This window comes from Thermodesulfobacteriota bacterium, assembly GCA_035325995.1.
Taxonomy (GTDB): Bacteria; Desulfobacterota_D; UBA1144; order Nemesobacterales; family UBA2774; genus JADLGH01.
This window is the reverse complement of record DAOKYU010000050.1, coordinates 1-1,290: the sequence shown is the minus strand read 5'-3', so window position 1 is coordinate 1,290 and position 1,290 is coordinate 1. Positions and strand designations below refer to the sequence as shown.

Annotated in this window: 1 protein-coding gene; it reads left to right on the top strand. The window is 41.9% G+C overall.

All coding sequences use genetic code 11. The annotated features are described in order from the left end of the window. A partial coding sequence (locus PKC29_15620) for a T9SS type A sorting domain-containing protein (protein ID HML96833.1) occupies positions 1 to 1,269 on the top strand: 1,269 nt, incomplete at its 5' end. Positions 1,270 to 1,290 lie beyond the last annotated feature (21 nt).

Genomic DNA, 1,290 nt, shown 5'->3' with positions numbered 1-1,290 from the left:
ACTACATGTAATCAAACGAGTGCAACACCAACAGCAGGAGCGACAGGCGGTTTAGCCCCTTACACTTTTGCGTGGTCAGGAGGCTTAACGGATAATACGCCATTTGTAGCCAATGCAAACGGAACATACACAGCGACAGCAACAGATGCGAACGGATGTTCAGCTACATCAACAGCAGCGTTGACTGTAACAGCCGCTTCAGGTATTATAGCCCCGGTAACATCAAATCATTCACAAGATCATGGAGATGACTTTGACATCAATTACTATGATGCAAGTTGTGATTTAATTGCAACCGTTGATGATGGTATGGGAGGTAATGTGTTAGGCTCAACAACAGCAACCGTGAATGTAGAAGCGACAGCCGGAGTACATAATGGTCAACCATTCGTAAGAAGATGGTACCAAATTACACCAACAAGCAATGGATCAGCGGATGTGATTTTGTATATCAATCAAAGTGATTTTGATGATTACAACACAGTCGTAGCCGCACCATACTTAGCTTTACCAACAGGTCCAGCTGATGTGACAGGAATCGCCAATATCCGCATCACCAAAAATGATGATGGAGGATTAGGAAATAATCCAATTGTGATAACCCCAAGCGTAAACTGGAATGGAACATACTGGGAATTGAGTTTCAATACACCAAGTTTCAGTCAGTTCAGAGTACATAGTGTGAATGCTGGAAATGTACCATTACCGGCAACAGTGATTTCGTTTACAGGCGAAAAACAAACAAGCAGTGATTTACTAAGCTGGACAACAGCCAGTGAACAAAACAATGCTTACTTCAACTTACAACACAGTACAGATGGAATCACGTTCAACACGCTAGCTCAAGTAAACAGCAAAGGGTTAAATGGAAACAGCCAAGTTCGCTTAGAATATCAAGCAGAGAATGCAAAACCACAGTTAGGTCATAACTACTATCGTTTAGAGCAAGTAGATATAGACGGACGCGTGAGTGTACATGCAAAAGTGATCGACTTGATATGGGGAGCAGACGGAAGCAGTGTGAACATCTATCCAAATCCGACAACGGATGTATTGAATGTTGATTTATACGCACCGACAGCACAAAACACGAGTGTGAAAGTATTAGACATGAGTGGTCGTGTGGTGAAACAAATCGATGCGAAATCGCAAGCTGGAGCGAATCATATCCAACTAAGTTTAGGCGAGATAGCGAGTGGAGTTTATACAGTACAAGTGTATAGCAACAACAAGCTAAGTTTCACAAGCAAAGTGAGAAAAAATGACTAGACATTAGTTTGTAATTGAAAA